Origin of the sequence: Psychrobacter sp. AOP22-C1-C5 (genome assembly GCF_052378885.1) — a bacterium.
Classification (GTDB): Bacteria; Pseudomonadota; Gammaproteobacteria; order Pseudomonadales; family Moraxellaceae; genus Psychrobacter.
In genome coordinates this window covers 61137-76628 of record NZ_JBQSYC010000007.1, presented here as the reverse complement: position 1 = coordinate 76628, position 15492 = coordinate 61137, and the positions used below count along the sequence as shown (strand labels likewise).

General features: G+C 43.0%; 16 protein-coding genes and 1 tRNA gene. 8 read left to right on the top strand and 9 right to left on the bottom strand.

Features of this window, described 5'->3' with window-relative positions:
• Positions 1 to 294 precede the first annotated feature (294 nt).
• From ACT3TH_RS10385 to ACT3TH_RS10355, 7 genes are all read right to left on the bottom strand, one after another.
• Positions 295 to 558: a hypothetical protein gene (locus ACT3TH_RS10385; protein ID WP_444755757.1), complete on the bottom strand. Its 264-nt coding sequence runs from the start codon at positions 556 to 558 to the stop codon at positions 295 to 297.
• 11 nt (positions 559 to 569) lie between these two features.
• Positions 570 to 761: a hypothetical protein gene (locus tag ACT3TH_RS10380; protein WP_444755756.1), complete on the bottom strand. Its 192-nt coding sequence runs from the start codon at positions 759 to 761 to the stop codon at positions 570 to 572.
• A gap of 13 nt (positions 762 to 774) precedes the next feature.
• Positions 775 to 1074: a hypothetical protein gene (locus ACT3TH_RS10375; RefSeq protein ID WP_444755755.1), complete on the bottom strand. Its 300-nt coding sequence runs from the start codon at positions 1072 to 1074 to the stop codon at positions 775 to 777.
• Positions 1075 to 1085: 11 nt separating this feature from the next.
• Entirely contained in the window at positions 1086 to 2336 is a 1251-nt protein-coding gene (locus ACT3TH_RS10370) for a replication initiation factor domain-containing protein (RefSeq protein ID WP_444755754.1), read from the bottom strand.
• Positions 2337 to 2400: 64 nt separating this feature from the next.
• Complete coding sequence (locus tag ACT3TH_RS10365) at positions 2401 to 2643, bottom strand: hypothetical protein (RefSeq protein WP_444755753.1); 243 nt, start codon at positions 2641 to 2643, stop codon at positions 2401 to 2403.
• A gap of 322 nt (positions 2644 to 2965) precedes the next feature.
• Positions 2966 to 3361: a hypothetical protein gene (locus tag ACT3TH_RS10360; protein WP_444755752.1), complete on the bottom strand. Its 396-nt coding sequence runs from the start codon at positions 3359 to 3361 to the stop codon at positions 2966 to 2968.
• A 374-nt stretch (positions 3362 to 3735) separates the two neighbouring features.
• Positions 3736 to 3812: transfer RNA gene (locus tag ACT3TH_RS10355), tRNA-Arg, on the bottom strand.
• Between the two features lie 364 nt (positions 3813 to 4176).
• On the opposite strand from ACT3TH_RS10355, the gene ACT3TH_RS10350 reads away from it, so the two are divergent.
• The 6 genes from ACT3TH_RS10350 (at position 4177) to ACT3TH_RS10325 (ending at position 10426) form a co-directional block, all read left to right on the top strand.
• The gene (locus ACT3TH_RS10350; RefSeq protein WP_444755751.1) at positions 4177 to 4863 is read left to right on the top strand and encodes a c-type cytochrome; all 687 of its coding nucleotides are present in this window, start codon (positions 4177 to 4179) and stop codon (positions 4861 to 4863) included.
• Positions 4864 to 5161: 298 nt separating this feature from the next.
• Positions 5162 to 6124, top strand: coding sequence for an ABC transporter ATP-binding protein (locus tag ACT3TH_RS10345; RefSeq protein ID WP_444755750.1), 963 nt, complete (start codon positions 5162 to 5164; stop codon positions 6122 to 6124).
• A 29-nt stretch (positions 6125 to 6153) separates the two neighbouring features.
• Positions 6154 to 6927 carry an ABC transporter permease gene (locus ACT3TH_RS10340; RefSeq protein WP_444755801.1) on the top strand — a complete coding sequence of 258 codons (774 nt, stop codon included), beginning with the start codon at positions 6154 to 6156 and terminating at the stop codon, positions 6925 to 6927.
• 395 nt (positions 6928 to 7322) lie between these two features.
• Positions 7323 to 8360, top strand: a complete 1038-nt coding sequence (locus ACT3TH_RS10335; RefSeq protein ID WP_444755749.1) for a FecCD family ABC transporter permease — start codon at positions 7323 to 7325, stop codon at positions 8358 to 8360.
• Entirely contained in the window at positions 8357 to 9616 is a 1260-nt protein-coding gene (locus ACT3TH_RS10330; protein WP_444755748.1) for an ABC transporter substrate-binding protein, read from the top strand. Before ACT3TH_RS10335 ends, ACT3TH_RS10330 begins: the two co-directional genes overlap by 4 nt.
• 33 nt (positions 9617 to 9649) lie before the next feature.
• A complete protein-coding gene (locus tag ACT3TH_RS10325) occupies positions 9650 to 10426 on the top strand; it encodes an ABC transporter ATP-binding protein (protein ID WP_444755747.1) in 777 nt (258 codons plus the stop codon).
• Here the strand turns inward: ACT3TH_RS10325 and ACT3TH_RS10320 are convergent.
• Positions 10416 to 11288, bottom strand: coding sequence for a DMT family transporter (locus ACT3TH_RS10320; protein ID WP_444755746.1), 873 nt, complete (start codon positions 11286 to 11288; stop codon positions 10416 to 10418). The genes ACT3TH_RS10325 and ACT3TH_RS10320 overlap by 11 nt on opposite strands.
• 188 nt (positions 11289 to 11476) lie before the next feature.
• On the opposite strand from ACT3TH_RS10320, the gene queF reads away from it, so the two are divergent.
• Positions 11477 to 12355: an NADPH-dependent 7-cyano-7-deazaguanine reductase QueF gene (queF, locus tag ACT3TH_RS10315; RefSeq protein WP_444755745.1), complete on the top strand. Its 879-nt coding sequence runs from the start codon at positions 11477 to 11479 to the stop codon at positions 12353 to 12355.
• 86 nt (positions 12356 to 12441) lie between these two features.
• Here the strand turns inward: queF and ACT3TH_RS10310 are convergent, their stop codons facing one another.
• A complete protein-coding gene (locus ACT3TH_RS10310; RefSeq protein WP_444755744.1) occupies positions 12442 to 14160 on the bottom strand; it encodes a proline--tRNA ligase in 1719 nt (572 codons plus the stop codon).
• Positions 14161 to 14728: 568 nt separating this feature from the next.
• On the opposite strand from ACT3TH_RS10310, the gene ACT3TH_RS10305 reads away from it, so the two are divergent.
• The gene (locus ACT3TH_RS10305; RefSeq protein ID WP_444755743.1) at positions 14729 to 15481 is read left to right on the top strand and encodes a DUF4230 domain-containing protein; all 753 of its coding nucleotides are present in this window, start codon (positions 14729 to 14731) and stop codon (positions 15479 to 15481) included.
• Positions 15482 to 15492 lie beyond the last annotated feature (11 nt).

The following is a 15492-nucleotide window of genomic DNA, read 5'->3' as shown; positions in this document are numbered from 1 at the left end:
AACGTTATCTATAAAAACCCTAACCATGTGAATAAAGACAAGAAAGCAAACAACGAACATGAAAAAGAAAATAGGAAAAAGAGCGTTAATAACTCTAATCATTTCATCATGGGTAACATATTCAATCATCGGAAAACCCCAATCAAAACATAAAAGGCATAAAAGATAAGAAGAATAGGAATCCACCAAAAGATAGAAGCATCAGACGAGGCATCAACAACAGCAAACATAAAAAACTCCTAAAAATTAGGGCTGTGAGAAAACCCACAACCCCAAAGGAAAAATAAGAAAAACTTAGGCGCTATTGGCACCACGCTTCATGTAACGATAACCTGCAAACATAGCAAGCAACGTAGCACCAAGCGTCATAACAGCGACAATAATCAACTTACCAGCATCAAGCTCTGCGGTTAAGTCAGCACCAATCTCAGCCAAAGCAGCATTACTAGCAACAGGCATAGCAGCGGTAACAGCAAAAGCAGAAGCAACGGCAACCCAAGACGCAGGACTAACCTTTTTCTTTTGCTCAACAACAGCAGGGGTATTATTTTCAGACATAACAAACTCCATTACATTGATTTAAGGGCTTTAAACAACATGACAAAACCCAAGATGATAGACAAAATAACACCAACATCATGACCTATAACAACCATCTGCTCTTTGGTTATCGCTAACTCAGAAAGAAAACTATAATTGTCATAGGGCACACATTCCAAATACGCTTGACTTGCTTCGTCGAAAGTTTGACAAACGTACATGAGAATTCCTTAACTAATTTTTCGGTGTGACAGATGCGACAATAGGCTGAACATCAACAACAACCATCTTAGAATTCTTACCACTTGTCACAATCTCCATATCAACTTTTGCTTTGATAGGGAAATCCAAATCTTTTAACTTATTGAAATTACTAGAAGCACCCCAGCTATATTCGCTAGTGGCAAAACCAACCATTTCACCGCTTTGGTCATTCATCTTTGTTTGAACATAAATCTTAGTAGAGTCATAAGAACGACCCTCAAATTCACCAGATGAAGATTTAGCGCCAGTAATAATCATTTCTTGAAACATGGTAATAATCCTTAAATAGGTATCTCGCACCGACTGCGTTGATCTGCCCATGGTGCGTAGGTGGGCGGATTCTTTATAAACTTCTCACATACTTTAAGACGTGGCGGATAATAATCAGCTTTATCAGTGACCAACATATCTAAGATTTTTGTGTCATCAGGGACTAAACAGCCTTTATCATCTTTTTTCACGAACAACTCACGATAGACGGCGAGATAACGACCAGCTTGTGTTTTCCAAATCGCAATAGACTTATCGACAGATATTTCAGATTCTTTTTGTACTGACGGAATACGTGAGACATTTTCAAATATTTCACCATTAGCAGCCTCGACAAGCTCCAAGCAGTACGGATAAGCACCAGCAAAATATTGTGTAGGGCTAATAAGCATCTCTAATTCAAGCAAGTGACCAGTAGAGCCGAACTCAACTTCACTACGAAACCACGGACTTTCAGCATCGCCAAACTTTTTACCTTTTTCATAGCCTCGATAGAGCTTGCCGTTCTCACGTTTGCCTATTTGGAGAGTACGACCAGCGCCTTTATGACGTTTCCAGTCACCTAAATGCTGAACAGTAGGCAGATTATTGGTAAGGGCAAACATACCCTGACTATCAGCATCATCAGCTATTTCAGGCGAGGAATAAGCACCGTTAAAATCATCATGAGCGTAATCAATACGTGTGAGCTTGGAACGGTGTGCGTCATACTTAAGCCAGTTATATAGGTTATATTCCCAATATTCGTTTCCATACTGGCAACCCGTACCCGTTATCATTACTAGGATGGTATTGTTTTGACCACCGAAACAGATATGACCTAGCTTTGCGTCATGGTATCCAATCGTGAAAGCAAATTCATAAAAGTTACGACCAGAGCCGTTATAAGTAATATTTGAGAAGTCACTGCCAAAAATATCTGCTAATTGTGCGGAAATATGAAAGGCAAACTCTTGGGCGTGTGGTTCTTTTTCTTCTCGTGTTAATTGTGGATCGTTAAAAATATTTGAATAAAAATCGCCAATCGTTTCTACACCGAAAACAAAGTTACAAGCGTCAACGATGACTTGTTCAGAGCCACAAGGAATACGGACGGGAATTAATAGATCATTGCCTTTTTTGTCTTTCACTAATAATTGTTGTGTAGAGGCAATTTGATTAATCTTTTCTCTATAGCCAGCAGTGTCATGAATAAGGCCAAGAGATTTTGCTTGTTCCGTCAAGATTGTGCGTAAGTCTGGTTGAGCTTGTGAATCTGACATCCGTAACCCCCGTGTTACTATTGGGGGTTTTGAAACTTCCGTCCCCCCGATATAATTCGTTTTTCTATTGGTCAAATATGTTTAATAGTTCTTGGTTGTGTTCTGAAATAATGTCTGTATATACGTTAATGGTTGATGAAGTTAAGCCATTGGTTAAAGCAACTGATTCAAGATAGGTTAATGTTTGTTGTCCTATGTCTGCTACGTTGCCAGTAGCTATGGTTTCACTTGCTTTTTCAGAGACGAGACGAGCTACCCAATCTATAGCAGCTTGTTCAAAGTCTTTTTTATTAGCGAAATAGTGCATAGTGAAACCTTTTTAGCCTAAGTAATATTGTGTTGTGGGTACTGCCTTTTTACTGGTTGTCTTATAACTTTATAAAGACCGAATAACGTAATATGCAAAGCCATGAATAGATAGAAAGTAAGAGCAATGATAAAAATGAGATAGATTTTGTTTTCTTGTAGAGCTTGGAGCATTGGATCAGAGACTAAAATATTCATGTCATAGAAAGGCTGATAGTTCATAACGATTAATCCGATTTAAAATGAAAAATTAGAATCAATAAAAATACAGAGTAAAGAGGCCAAAAGACCAAGAACAACCATTGTGGAAAAATTCATTGGTATTACTCCCCTCGATCATCAGAAGGGAAAAAGCAGTCATAACATGAACCTAAATCATCACGATAAAATGTAGAGCCACATTCACAGACAGGTACAGATTCTTTTAATAAAGCATGACGAGCAAGGATGCCCCCACCCACTTCATCCAATGGAGAAGTTTCAGGAGGGCAGGGGCAAAAGGCTTTAGGGTAATCCCTAAATATATGGTTTGCTTTGGCAAATTTGAGTAAGTCATCAATAGAAGTGAAAGCTGCTAGATTTTCATAATCACAACGAGCAAGAAAATAATGAAAATGAACCTCTTTGGAAGCGTCATAAGAATGAACTTTGATATAGTCCTCAACTTGGACAGTTACTTCAACGCTTCTGCGATTGCCTTCCAATACAAAAGATTTCATTTTGAACACCCCTGAATAGTGTAAAATCAAAAAATGATACCCATATTTGGGTTATCCCAAAATTGGGACATTAAAAGGCAAAAAAATATAGCCCAAATCACAAACAGATATTATCCCAAAATTGGGATATTGACAAGGGGTGCAAAATGCTTAAGAACATTATAGAAAAAGCAGAAACAAAGGCAGGTAGTCAAAAAGAACTGAGCGAAAGATTCAAAATCAACTACAGAAGATTATGTGATTATAAGGCAGGAAGAAGAACACCAGATGATGCAATAGTTATCAAGATGGCGCAATATATAGGGATAGACCCGATAACAGCATTGTTTGAAAGCAAAGCAGAATACGATATTGATAATGCGGAATTATGGAAATGGTGCGCTCGGCGGGAATCGAACCCACGACCCTCGGCTTCGGAGACCGATACTCTATCCAACTGAGCTACGAGCGCATGATAACAACAATCAGGACGTACTATATTAGTCAACGCGCTGCTTAAACGAGCGTTATAAGCGGCTATGGTGTCGAAAAATAAAGACGGCCTAGTCTAACAAATAAAAATCATAAAGCCAATGAATGAAGCCTGTGATTGATGTTTTTTGAGAAAAAACAGGATAGTCATTAAACAGGCATGGCAATTTACCTGCCTTTTCCCTTATAATGTCAGGGAGAATTCATATTTATAATCACCGATTACAAGTGTGCTGACACGCGGGATGGCTGTTTGCTATTGATGACGAGCGCTCATCAAAGGAGGACAGACAGAATGTCTGAGCCGTGTGGGCCTTTGTATACGTAATAAGAGAACGTGACGAATGAGAAAAGTAGTTATGTTATCGGCAGCTGCCATTCTAGGAATCGCTAGTATCGCGGTGAGCCAAGCTGAAGATATTGCAGGTACTTCTGCTGTAACTGTCGCTAATGTAGCAGAAGGGCAGGACGTTGTAGAGAACCTTCCTGAAAAATTAGGTGACGAACCTAAAGCCGCTGCTGTTACGACAGATGGTGCCGCGCAGGTGGACGGCGCTGCTCCTGCTGATGGAGCTACAGAAGTAGATGGCGAAGCTGCTGAAGAAACAGCCGCTGCAGCGCCTGCTGCTGAAAAAGAACCTATTCCGGAAGATACACCGCAGGTACAAAAGCTGATTGCGCTATATCCTAATTTGATCGCTCGTATTCAGCCTGTTGCCAAAGTTTGTTTTGAAGAAGACGAAGTGTGTGATGTGACTGCACGTGCAGCAGGACCAGCGCCAGGCGATGGCCCACGTGATGGTAAAGCAGTATACAATGCTGTATGTCACACTTGTCATGCGGCAGGTCTACTTGGTTCACCAATCTTAGGTGATGCTGGTGCATGGGGACCACGTATTGCAAAAGGTAAAGACACCTTGTACACGCATGCTATCAATGGTTTCAATGCCATGCCTGCAAAAGGTGGTGCTGATATCCCTGATGAAGAAGTCCAAAATGCGGTAGATTATATGGTTGGTGAAGCAAGCTAGTCTTTAATTATTCTATCACTAAGCTTTCACGACCTAGATCTATAAAGCGCCTATTTCATTTAATGAGATAGGCGCTTTTTTTAGTGATAAGTAATATCAATGTGGTACTTCTGATACGTTACAGTTGAAATTCGCAGACGACAGCCTCACTTTAGGGCATAAGATTATTCCTTCTAGATATCAGGGCGTGTTGAATAGTTATAAATGGCCGTTGCTAAGATGGTCATAGTCGCATGTTCAACACGCCCTGATATTCTATAAACGTTTTATCACATTCATAACAAATAAAGAGGTATTCATGTCTGAAGTACCAGCACTTGCTATCAAGAATTTGTCCAAAACTTATAGCAATGGGTTTTCGGCACTCAAAGATGTCAGTTTAACCGTTCCGCAAGGTGGATTTTTTGCATTACTTGGACCAAATGGTGCTGGTAAATCAACGATGATTGGCATTATTAGCTCGTTGTTTCAGCCCACTACAGGTAGCGTAAAGATTTTTGGCACCGACCTATTAGAAAACCCTTCCATTGCTAAGCAGTACTTAGGAATTGTGCCACAAGAATTTAATTTCAATATGTTCGAAAAAGTTGAAGATATCTTAATCACGCAAGCCGGTTATTTTGGTATTCCTGCCAAAGAAGCACGTCCGCGAGCGAAGAGATTGCTGACAGCACTCGGACTGTGGGATAAGCGTAACAGTAAGGCGCGTGAGCTATCAGGCGGTATGAAACGCCGTTTGATGATTGCGCGTGCCCTCATTCATAAGCCAAAGCTGTTAATTCTGGATGAGCCAACAGCTGGGGTTGATATTGAGCTGCGCCGCTCTATGTGGGAGTTTATGCAGCAGATTAATATTGAAGAAAACACTACGATTATTTTGACCACGCATTATCTTGAAGAGGCCGAGCAGCTGTGCAAGCGCATTGCGATCTTGGATCATGGCGAGATTCGTATCAATACAGAGATGAAGGACTTATTGTCGCAGCTGTCGGTTGAGACCTTTGTCTTTGATTTGAATACACCATTTGTCGGTCAGTTGGCTTTGACTGGGGTAACAGGTGTGTCCCAGCCCGATGACCAGACGCTTGAAGTGACTTTGACAGAAGGTGAGTCGCTAAATAGGGTCTTTAATCAACTGTCTGAGCAAGGCGTCACGGTGGCGAGTATGCGCAACAAAGCCAATCGATTAGAAGAGCTATTTATGCGCTTAGTAGACAAAAACATTCAAAGTACAGACAGTATGAAGGAGGCGGGATTATGAGTCAGCAAATGATGGATCATAATAAAACCATGTCGTGGAGTAAGAAGTGGATCGCTTTTCGTACCATCTGGCTAAAAGAGATTCGCCGGATTTTGCGTATTTGGCCACAGACTTTACTGCCGCCTGTTATCACCATGAGCCTGTATTTTGTGATCTTCGGTAAAATGATCGGTTCGCGTGTGGGTGAGATGGGCGGAGTGCCCTACATGCAGTTTATTGTGCCCGGTTTGATCATGATGTCGATCATCACCAACAGTTATTCTAACGTGGTATCGAGCTTTTTTAGTGCCAAATTCACATCCAGTATTGAAGAGCTTTTGGTATCGCCTGTCTCTAAACACGCTATTTTGATGGGGTATGTCAGTGGTGGTATTTTCCGTGGATTGGCAATTGCTATCATTGTCTCGATAGTGGCGCTATTTTTTACAGAGCTGGGTATTGAGCATTTATTTGTAACGATATTTACCGTTCTTGGCACGTCTATCTTGTTTTCGTTAGGTGGCTTTATTAATGCGGTATTTGCCCGGTCATTTGATGATATTTCTATCATTCCAAGCTTTGTATTGACACCTCTGACGTATTTGGGCGGTGTGTTTTACTCGATGGAAAACCTGTCACCATTTTGGCAAAATATCTCATTGTTGAACCCTATTGTTTATATGGTTAACGCATTCCGTTACGGTATCCTTGGCTACTCTGATGTCAATGTATGGTATTCAATGATCGCCATCTTCGTATTCTGTGCGATATTTTATGTTATCTCTTATCGCTTGCTGGTTAACGGCTCGCGCGTGCGACTGTAATCGCAATATGCCTGATTTGCTGAAAAATGTCGTTTAGCATAGATAGCTTGTAACTGATAGACGGATACCTTTATTATAAAAGCCTAACTTTGTTGGGCTTTTTTTATGGTTAAAATTTTAGTAAGTAGATGGTTGATCTAGAGTCAGGTTGTATACAAGAATTTGAGGGTTCATATTTTAAAATGAATGAAGGCGATACTGCTGCTTATCGAGTGCGCTTTAACTATGTAAAACCAAATCCTGCATCAGAATGGCAAATTACTGTTATGTAATTACAACGGGTTAATAGTGAGAAAGATAAGACTATTAATTGCGAATGTCCCTCATTAACACTATAATTCTCATCTTTTAAGATAAAAGGTAGTTTAAGTCTGCCTTTGTAATTGAGATAAAAAATGACCCAATCCGTCAGCGAACAAATCATTCGACAACAACGTCGCATAGAATCAAAACGCCGATTGGTATTATTGGCACTTGCAGCGGCGTGTTTAGTGGGTTTAGTACTTGATGTGATGACAGGGCCTTCAATGCTACCGATGGGGGACGTCGTTAGATCTTTATTACAGCTAGACAGCTTAGATGATACATCACATACCATTGTTTATGATCTGCGGTTGCCTATTGCGTTCATGGCTTTGCTAGTGGGAGCGTCGCTCGGTGCCGGTGGTGCTGAGATGCAGACGTTACTCAATAACCCAATGGCAAGCCCTTATACGCTAGGACTTGCGGCGGCGGCAGGGTTTGGAGCTTCACTGGTCATTGCGTTTGGTAGTTTCGGTTTGCCACTGCAATATGCCGTGCCTATCGGGGCATTTTCGATGACCATGCTCGCCTCTGCGGTGCTGTTTTTGTTTGCCTCATTGCAACAGTTTGCCGCCTCTACTTTGATATTAGTAGGCATTGCCCTGCTATTTATCTTTCAGTCGCTACTGTCCTTGGTACAATTCACCGCCTCATCTGAAGTCTCACAGCAGATTTTGTTTTGGCTATTTGGTAGTTTAACCAAATCCACTTGGACAAATGTGACGGTGGTCGCCGTCGTAAGTAGTATTTGTATCCTATTACTCATGCGAGACAGTTGGCAATTAACAGCGCTAAGACTAGGTGAAGAGAGAGCGTCAGCACTTGGTGTTAATCTGACTCGTTTACGCATCAAAACCTTGATTTTAGTGGCTATGATGACAGCAACAGCGATTAGTTTTGTTGGGGTAATTGGCTTTATTGGTTTGGTTGCGCCGCATGTCGCAAGGCTGCTCGTTGGTGAAGACCAACGCTACTTTTTGCCTGCAACCATGCTCGCTGGCGCAGCGTTTTTATCATTTTCATCAGTATTATCAAAAGTGATTATCCCAGGAGCCTTGTTTCCGGTTGGGATTGTCACGTCGTTTGTGGGTGTGCCTTTTCTATTTTGGATTATTTGGAGTAAGCGGTGAAAAACTGGATTCGTGGGACAATGGCGTTAAGCTTGATGTTAACAGCTTTAACCGCTCAAGCAGAAGTCAAAACCATCAATGATGTGCTAGGGCGTGACGTACAAGTCGATGTACCTGCTAAGCGGGTCGTGTTGGGGTTTTATTATCCTGACTATATTGCCGCCACAGGGGCCGAAAACTTCGAGCAAGTGGTCGGTATTTCACGAGAGTTTTGGGAAAAATTTAATCCTGGTAGCTGGAATCTATACAACCAAAAACTACCCAATCTAAATGGCATGGGCGATATCGGGAACGTGAATACCGGTACGTTTTCTTTTGAAAAAACCTTGGCAATGAAGCCTGACGTGGTGGTATTAGCCAAATGGCAATATGACACGCTAAAGGCTGAAATGCCGCGTTTTGAAGCAGCAAACATCCCAGTAGTAGTAGTCGATTACAATGACCAGACTGTGCAAAACCACACCAAAAGCACCCAGATTTTTGGTGAATTGGCGGGTACCGAGCAACGTGCCAACCAAGCCGCCCAAGAATATGCTGACGGCATCGCGGACATCCAAAAACGGGTAAAAGCGGCTCAAAGTGCCAAGCCTAAGATCTACATCGAGTTTGGTGATAAAGGTCCGCAAGAGTATAGCTTTACCTTTGGTAAAAATATGTGGGGCGCGATTGCCGATACGGTAGGCGGTGATAACATCAGCAGACCCTTTGTAGAAGACTGGGGCCCCATTAATCCTGAACAAGTCTTGGTAAGTAAACCTGAGGTTATTATTATCTCAGGCACTGAAGTGGGCATGAACCAGCCTGATGCTATGGCAATGGGGATTGATATCCCAGTTGAAGAAGCCCAACGTCGCTTAAAAGGCTTCACCACCCGTAATGGTTGGGAGAACTTGCCAGCAGTGAAAGATAACCGTGTATACGGTATTTACCATGTCGCTTCTCGCTCGCTGTCAGACTTGGCATCAGCGCAATTCATGGCAAAAGCCTTGTATCCTGAGACCTTTGCTGATGTTGACCCTAATAAAACGTATGCAGACTTTCACCAAAAATATCTACCGATTCAGCCCAAAGGCACATTTTTTATTCAATTAGGCTGTAAGGCAAGCGTTTGTGATGACACTGCTAATGACAATATCACAGCATCGACAGCAACGACCGAAGCTGATTCTACAGCTATTGCGTCTGAAAATACGACGTCTGAAAATGTGTCATGGTTCACGAAGCTAACTAACTGGTTTAAAAGTTTGTTTGCTTAATTGGTTTTTGAAAACTTGATAGAAGAAGTCGCTATGCTCAAGCTTGACTGTTTAAACATCCAATATGGTTCGCTCACCGTTGCTCATGCCATTGATGCCCAGTTTGAAGCGGGCAACATTTATACCATTTTGGGTGCGAACGGGGCGGGTAAGTCCAGCTTGCTCAAGGCGATTTTTGGTGAGCTGGCATTTTCTGGCGCTGTCTCTTATCAGGGCACTGCACAGAGAAAAGCCCATCTGAACGCATGGCGAAAACCAATTGCTTATATGCCGCAAGACAGCCACACTGACGCCGAGCTTAATACCCTTGAAGTGGTGCTACTCGGCCGTATGGATGCCTTGACCCGTCATATCAGTGATGAACTATTACACGAAGCAGTAGAATTATTAGAAGAGCTGAATATTTCCCATTTGGCACATCGTCCTATCCGCTTATTGAGTGGCGGACAGCGGCAGCTGGCTATGTTTGCCCAAGCCTTACTTCGTCGTCCTAAGATTTTACTACTGGATGAACCAGTCTCAGCACTTGACATGGCCCATCAAATTAACCTATTGGACAAAGTTAGGCATTACACTAGGCAACATCAGCTGATTTGCATCATGGTCTTGCATGATTTGAGCCTAGCCGCTCAATTTTCGGATGAAGTCATGTTATTATCTGATGGTAAAATTCAAGCTCAAGGTACGCCTAAAGCCGTATTGCAACCCGAGATTTTACGCCAAGTGTATCACGTGGATATTGAGATTCTGACAAGTCATCAAGGTTCACCAGTGATTCATCCGTATCGCAAGCGGCAAGCTAGCGTCTAACTGTTTTTCGGTCAGGCACGCTGCTAACAATCCCTGCCAAAATGACCGCCACAATCCCTAAAATCTCTAACCAGCCAATCCTTTCGCCTACAAAAATGACGCCATAAATTGCCGAAAACACGACCGTTAAATATGATAATGCAGCGACCGTGAATTTTTGCCCCACGTGATAAGCATGAGTCATCGCCAGTTGCGCGAGCAATCCCGTCACACCAATGCCTAAGATGTAAGGTAAACTCTCGCTCGTCAAACGACTCCAACCAAACCAGGTTGCCGCTATGGCTGAAACAACGGTCGCCACTGCCGAAAAGTAAAACACAATCCGCCACGCAGGTTCTCCCCTTAGGGATAATTCTCGCACTTGCAGCAGCGCAAAAGCTGTAAAAATACCGCCACTTAAAGTAATCAAAGTATCCAATAACCTATCGGTGGCGAAGGCCGGTTGTAACATCAGGCAAATACCACCCAGCCCCATCAGCAGAGCGATCCACGTTTTTAACGGCGGTTTTTCTTTGAGCCAAAAGATGGATAGTAAGGCAATAAAAACGACAGAGGTATAGTTCAGCGTCACAGACGTTGCTAGTGGTAAATGGCTTAAGCCATAAAACGCCAATAACAATGCCATTGTGCCTGCCAAGCTACGCTGCATATGACTCCAAAAAAATGGCGTCTTAAGGGTTTGTTTGCGCACAAGTGTCGCGCCAAAAATAGCCAGAGCAGGTAGCAAGGAGCGCCAAAAGGCCAACTCATATTCATTCATGTGCAAGTGAGTCGCGGCATTTTTGACCAAAATGCTCATCATGGCAAATAAGAATGCCGCAATAATCATCCAAGCTGAACCCAAAGGGAATCTTTTTATCATAAGTAGCGACAAGCAAAAAAACGCAATTGTAACACTCCAAGCCTTATACTTTTTGGCTAATTTAGGAAACGAATGATAATGATATTTGGCAATGGTTTGATTACCAAAAGGCGCACACATATAGGTCGTTTGCGGTAAAATAGCGACCTGTTAATACAATTCACATTATTTGGTAATCAAGGCAGTTTATGAGTATTCACGGTATTTTAGGGGAACAAACTACGGACTATCCCACTGAGTATAGCCCAGAGACGTTATATCCGATTGCGCGCAGTATGGGACGTGATGTCATCGGTTGGCACACAGAACAATTGACGCTCGGCGTCGATTGGTGGCAGGCTTTTGAGATGTCGTGGCTCAACACGCAAGGTATCTCGCAAGTCGCTATAGCACGCTTTAGCATTCCTGCCAGCTCGCCATGTATCGTCGAATCAAAATCGCTCAAGCTGTATTTGAACAGCATCAATTTTACTGAGTTTGCCACTTGGGAAGCTGTCAGAGTATTGATTGCCAAAGACTTGTCAGCGTGTGTGCAAGCGGATGTTACAGTTGAGCTGTTTGGCTTAGAGAATGATATATCAAGCCTATTGATTGCCCAGCCTGAAGGCGTTTGTATTGATAATGCCCTAGATGCCCTGTCAGACAGCACAGGCAAAGTTGCGCTATGCGAGCACCCGGATGCGTCCTTGTTGCAGGATCAAACGCAGGTAGATGATAGTAATTTAGAAGGTGGCAAGCCTCAGCCTTATACGTTTTACTCTAATTTGCTACGCAGTAATTGTCCGGTGACCAATCAACCAGATTGGGGTACGCTGGCTGTTTCGATAACGACTGACAAGCCCTTTAGTAATGCCAATATGTTGCGTTATATATTAAGCTTTCGTCAGCACAATGGCTTTCATGAGCAATGCGTGGAGCAGATATTTGCGGATTTGAGTCAATACTACGCGCCAAGTAAGCTCATGGTACGTGCTTGGTATACGCGCCGCGGTGGTATTGATATCAATCCGTGCCGCGTCAGTGACATTGGTTTGATGCCGAAGCCAAGTCGTTTGATTCGTCAATAGATAACTGTAGTAAGGTCAATATAAAAAAGCGCCTATCTCATTTAATGAGGTAGGCGCTTTTCGTTTTATATTCTTTGCTAATAAAGCTATTTACCGCTTACTTTTGCCAATACTTCTTCACGGCTTAGCATTTGCTTCTCTGTCTCACGGCGATTGACGTATTCGTACTTGTCTTCGGCAAGATTGCGATCAGAGACGACGATACGATGCGGGATACCGATCAATTCTAAATCGGCAAACTTCACGCCTGGACGCTCGTTACGATCGTCAAGTAGCACATTGATGCCTTGAGCTTTTAGCTCTTCGTAAAGCGCTGTCGCCCTTTGCATGACCGTCTCTTCTTTTGACTTCATCGGTATGATAGCCACTTCAAAAGGCGCTAGTGAATCAGCGACTGCTGGCGTATTTGGCCACATGATACCGTTCTCATCATTGTTCTGCTCGATGGCAGCGGCAATAATACGGCTAACACCGATACCATAGCAGCCCATCATCAGCGTGACTGGCTTACCATCTTCACCTGATACGGTACAGTTCAACGCTTTTGAGTACTTGTCACCCAACTGGAAGATATGACCCACTTCGATACCGCGTTTGATTTTTAGGCTGCCTTTGCCATCAGGAGAAGGGTCACCTTCTTGCACATTACGCACGTCTACAACGCGAGTGATGCGAGCATCACGCTCCCAGTTCAGGCCAGTAGTGTGTTTGTTCACTTCATTGGCACCAGCCACAAAGTCAGACAAAGCAGCCGCCGAACGATCGACAAATACAGGCATATCTAAATCAACGCCGATATAGCCTTTATGCAAACCTGCAACCTTTAACTCGTCATCAGACGCCAAAGTTAATGGTACATTGGCTTCTTCGATTTTTTCGGCTTTGATGGTATTGAGCTGATGGTCACCGCGTAACACGATGGCAATCAGTTGCGGCTCACCGTCTTCTGTATGACCATGCACGATCAAGGTTTTGACCGTTTGCTCTAAAGGAATGTCTAAATGTTCAGCGACCATTTTACAAGTGGGCATATTTTCTGTTAAGACGTTCTCGCGCTCTTGGCTTGGCGCTTGACGCTCGGCTGTGCTTACCGATTCAGCCAGTTCAACATTGGCTGCATAATCAGAGGTGTCTGAGAAGGCGATGTCGTCTTCGCCGCTGTCTGCCAATACATGGAACTCATGAGAGGCAAAGCCACCGATAGAACCTGTATCAGCCTGTACCGCACGGAAGTCTAGACCCAAACGGGTAAAGATACGCGTATAGGCTTCATACATGTCATGGTAAGTCTGCGCTAGCGATGTTTGGTCAACATGGAACGAGTAGGCATCTTTCATCGTAAATTCACGCGCGCGCATTACACCAAAGCGCGGGCGAATCTCATCACGGAACTTACTTTGAATTTGGAAAAAACTAATCGGTAGCTGTTTATAGCTGCGTAGCTCGCCTTGAGCAAGGTTGGTGATGACTTCTTCATGAGTGGGACCCAATACGAAGTCACGATCATGACGGTCTTTAAAGCGCAATAGCTCAGGACCATAATCGTCAAAACGTCCCGTCGTCTGCCAAAGCTCTGCTGGCTGAGTCATCGGCATGAGCACTTCTTGCGCGCCCACATTTTGCATCTCTTCACGAACAATACGTTCGACTTTTTGTAAGACGCGTAGCCCCATGGGCAGCCAAATATATAACCCAGAAGCAATTTTGCGAATCAGACCGGCACGTACCATCAACTGGCTTGAGGCGATATCGGCATCACTTGGGGTTTCTTTGAGTGTGGCAAATAAAAATTGACTGGCTTTCATAAATAAAGCGTAACCTTATCAACGATAAAAAATAAGAAATAGAAGGATGTTAAGCGTATGGCTAATCGTTTCGTTGCCGCCGCAAGTTTACCGTTATTACTTAGCAATAATCTGGGATATGTCATAGCGACTAAAATGCTTATAAAAAGCACATGAACAAAACCGCTCTATTAAAAGAGGGGTGGATTCTGATTGATGTATCAATATATTTAGTGGTTCATAGACTAACTATTGGTTCAAAGACCTAGTGAATTCATCTATGCCGACATTTTATCAACGCAATCTGACTATGTTAGGTAAAGTTCGTCTGAGACGCAATGATTTTTTATTTTTTCAAAGCGAACCTAGTCTAAAGCGTCAAATAAGAGACTTCTAACCGGATTTTTGCTCAGTTTAACTATAAAGAAAGACCGTTATAAGCAGTCTTGGTCAAAGAAAACAATGAACAATTATGTAAAATATTGGTAGCTATTACTTGAAGTTGAGATGTAAAAACGGCATTAATCTCTTAAATCGTTGTTTTTTCTGCATTTTATAAAAATAAACGTCAAATTTTAAGGTAGCTTATATGAAAAAACCGGATAATCGATCTTCTATTGATCACAATGCGACCAACTCACAAGCAAGAAGACCCATTGCGATGATGTCATGGGTAATATTGCTGATTGGATTAGCAGCGATTGCCTTTGCTATTTATAGTGTTCAAAATATCACCGAAGAAGAACCCATAGAGACCATCACTCGTGAGGGTGTGATCACGCAAATCCAGCAGCTTAACCGCTTGCAGACAGTCGCGTTTAGCGTAGATACCGTAATCACTAGCGAGCGTCCCGGTAGTTGGATGAAGCTTTGGCAAGATGAACAAAAAGGCTTGTTTATCGCTCGTGGTCGCGTAGAGGCGGGGATTGATTTGAGTGCATTGACGCCTGAGATGGTCCAAGTGGTGCAGCCTGAACCGATCAGTGGAGATGATGTTCAAAATACAGAAGCTGCCTCTGCATCGATGATGTCGCAAATCAATATTACCTTGCCGCCTTCAGAGATATTTTCAGTCTATTTGGACGACATTGAAATTTATGACTGGCAGACGGGCGCCTTTGGGTTGATGCAGGTTGATCCTAAGATTTTAGCGCAAGCACAAAGCATGGCAAAAAAAGAAGTGCTTGAACGTGCTTGCCGCGGTGATGTCATGAACATGGCGCTACAAAACGCACAAACACAGTTGCAGCAGTTATTTGCACTCACTGGAGCTACAGTAACGGTCACTACGCAAGGTGCAGGCGCATGCCAGTTGCCCGCAACCACTTCAAAAGCCAGTTAAATGAGCAATTG

Excerpts from the sequence above, each read along its gene's own strand:
- ACT3TH_RS10340 (WP_444755801.1), top strand. The coding sequence starts at position 6,154 with ATGTCGTGGAGTAAGAAGTGGATCGCTTTTCGTACCATCTGGCTAAAA.
- ACT3TH_RS10380 (WP_444755756.1), bottom strand. The coding sequence starts at position 761 with ATGTACGTTTGTCAAACTTTCGACGAAGCAAGTCAAGCGTATTTGGAA.
- ACT3TH_RS10365 (WP_444755753.1), bottom strand. The coding sequence starts at position 2,643 with ATGCACTATTTCGCTAATAAAAAAGACTTTGAACAAGCTGCTATAGAT.
- ACT3TH_RS10350 (WP_444755751.1), top strand. The coding sequence starts at position 4,177 with ATGAGAAAAGTAGTTATGTTATCGGCAGCTGCCATTCTAGGAATCGCT.
- ACT3TH_RS10335 (WP_444755749.1), top strand. The coding sequence starts at position 7,323 with ATGACCCAATCCGTCAGCGAACAAATCATTCGACAACAACGTCGCATA.
- ACT3TH_RS10375 (WP_444755755.1), bottom strand. The coding sequence starts at position 1,074 with ATGTTTCAAGAAATGATTATTACTGGCGCTAAATCTTCATCTGGTGAA.
- ACT3TH_RS10360 (WP_444755752.1), bottom strand. The coding sequence starts at position 3,361 with ATGAAATCTTTTGTATTGGAAGGCAATCGCAGAAGCGTTGAAGTAACT.
- queF (WP_444755745.1), top strand. The coding sequence starts at position 11,477 with ATGAGTATTCACGGTATTTTAGGGGAACAAACTACGGACTATCCCACT.
- ACT3TH_RS10385 (WP_444755757.1), bottom strand. The coding sequence starts at position 558 with ATGTCTGAAAATAATACCCCTGCTGTTGTTGAGCAAAAGAAAAAGGTT.
- ACT3TH_RS10305 (WP_444755743.1), top strand. The coding sequence starts at position 14,729 with ATGAAAAAACCGGATAATCGATCTTCTATTGATCACAATGCGACCAAC.
- ACT3TH_RS10310 (WP_444755744.1), bottom strand. The coding sequence starts at position 14,160 with ATGAAAGCCAGTCAATTTTTATTTGCCACACTCAAAGAAACCCCAAGT.
- ACT3TH_RS10320 (WP_444755746.1), bottom strand. The coding sequence starts at position 11,288 with ATGATAAAAAGATTCCCTTTGGGTTCAGCTTGGATGATTATTGCGGCA.
- ACT3TH_RS10345 (WP_444755750.1), top strand. The coding sequence starts at position 5,162 with ATGTCTGAAGTACCAGCACTTGCTATCAAGAATTTGTCCAAAACTTAT.
- ACT3TH_RS10325 (WP_444755747.1), top strand. The coding sequence starts at position 9,650 with ATGCTCAAGCTTGACTGTTTAAACATCCAATATGGTTCGCTCACCGTT.
- ACT3TH_RS10370 (WP_444755754.1), bottom strand. The coding sequence starts at position 2,336 with ATGTCAGATTCACAAGCTCAACCAGACTTACGCACAATCTTGACGGAA.